The following is a 1,825-nucleotide window of genomic DNA, read 5'->3' on the forward strand; positions in this document are numbered from 1 at the left end:
GTTGCCATGTCACTGAATACTCGTCCTAGAAAAGCGTTAGATTGGCTTACACCATTAGAGAAATTTGCTCAGCTTGTTGATTATCATAAGACTTTTCAAACTGTCGCACCTCATGTTTGAATTCGCCAGGTAATAGTAGCACGAGTGGTCGAGCTATTGTCTTTAGCAAATCAGGTGCGACTGGAGAAACTATTACAGCAACAGTTACAAATAGCACTTTTTTTAAAAATACAGGTTCTGCTCTTAATCTATTAGACGGCTTAGCAGTAAATAACGTGAGTGTAGTTAAAAATTCAGCGGGTGTTGATTTTAATGCATCAAAAATTGCGTATCTGGCTAATAGTATAATATTAGGAAATGGTACACAGGATTGCCGCGTTGCGGATGCAACAGCTGATAAATCAGTTATATATAATAATTTAATGGCTAACAGTTGTAATGATTTAGCTACAAAGAAAGTTGATAATTTAAATCAAATTTGGAATGGTACTCAACTATTTGCTGGAAGTGATGAAGGGGCATGTAAGACACTTTCTGAAGATCGTGAGTCACTTTTCTGTCCATTCAGTACTCCAAGTAATACGTTTATTGGTTATTTACGCCCACGTATTCTATTGTCCTATAGTACTTTGTTTTCAAGTCCAATTTTAAATAAAGGTACAACTTCCGCGAATGGAAATGAAGAACATATTTACTGCGAGTCTAGTGATCAACGTGGCAAATCTAGAAGTGCTGATGATGTTTGGTGTGATAGAGGTGCGATTGAAATTGTTGTACCAACAAGTATTTCTCGACTAGGCCAAGACATACATCCAGGTGAAATAGCCAAGTTTAATATTTTAGAACAGCTTGGGGACAGTGATTTAATCCCTAAAGAAGAGTGTGATGCTGTTATGGGCAAAGCGAATCCAACGGGTGAGCCTTGGCAAGATGGTTGTTTAGTTATTAAGCAAAGTACAGTGTCAAAGGGAAAAATGACACTGAACTTGAATGGTGATGTGACTTATACGCCAAATGGTGATTGGCATGGAGCCGATATTTTTGAAGTTCAAATTGCAACGTCATCAACACGTTTTAACACAGAGACTTCAAAAAATTATCTATCAGCAGAAGTTCGAATTTTCCAAGAACCGGTCAATCATATGGAAAATAAATCTGTGAAAACTTCTGGTGGCGCGTTGGGTTGGTTAAGCTTAACTGCACTTTTTGGCTTGATTGGATTACGCCGATATAAAAAGTAATAAGGATGTGTCATGAAAAATTATAAAAAAGGATTATTAGCTGCCATGGTGCTTGCAGCCATGTCACTTATGGCTGCTGACGATAAAATCATATATGTAAATACTTTTGATGATGAAAATGGTGAAAATGCAAATAATTGTTCATTGCGTGAAGCGATAGAGACAGCAAGAAAAAATGCCGCATTTGGTGGATGTAAAGCTGGCAATACAGCAAATGGACAAAACGACATTATTCAACTTGAAGCTGGTGAATACAAACTCAGTTTAGGTGAATTAGTTCCAGAGACACAAATTACGATTCAAGGCAAAAGTCGCTGGAATTTTGATGTTAAAAATAAATTAACAGGAAATTACCCTGCATACGAAGCAATCAAAACCACAATTAATGCCCAAGGAAAATCCCGTATTTTAAATACGGGCAAAACTGAAGCAAATGTTGTGATGCAAAGTGTTCGTTTATAGTCAAACTACTTTATTATTCATACAGGATTCGAAAAAAACTTGAAATAACTCATCGACTGAATCGATCAACCATTCTTTACGCTTACGTTTAACCCATGCCCACATCTGTTCTATAGGATTTA

The 1,825-nt window shown here is 36.7% G+C and carries 2 protein-coding genes and 1 pseudogene; all 3 read left to right on the forward strand.

Features of this window, described 5'->3' with window-relative positions:
* Positions 1 to 120 (forward strand): annotated as a pseudogene (locus FTV09_RS17655) (IS30 family transposase); the annotation flags it as partial.
* Positions 117 to 1,241, forward strand: a complete 1,125-nt coding sequence (gene rbtA, locus FTV09_RS17660) for a rhombotarget A (protein WP_180059004.1) — start codon at positions 117 to 119, stop codon at positions 1,239 to 1,241. The pseudogene FTV09_RS17655 and the gene rbtA, both read left to right, overlap by 4 nt.
* A 12-nt stretch (positions 1,242 to 1,253) precedes the next feature.
* Complete coding sequence (locus FTV09_RS17665; protein WP_180059005.1) at positions 1,254 to 1,703, forward strand: CSLREA domain-containing protein; 450 nt, start codon at positions 1,254 to 1,256, stop codon at positions 1,701 to 1,703.
* The last annotated feature ends 122 nt before the right edge of the window (positions 1,704 to 1,825 follow it).

Source organism: Acinetobacter sp. YH12227 (assembly GCF_013417785.1).
In the GTDB taxonomy this organism is placed as follows: domain Bacteria; phylum Pseudomonadota; class Gammaproteobacteria; order Pseudomonadales; family Moraxellaceae; genus Acinetobacter; species Acinetobacter gandensis.

What these genes read in the sequence shown, in the direction of transcription:
- FTV09_RS17665 (WP_180059005.1), top strand. Translation starts at nt 1,254, where the DNA reads ATGAAAAATTATAAAAAAGGATTATTAGCTGCCATGGTGCTTGCAGCC.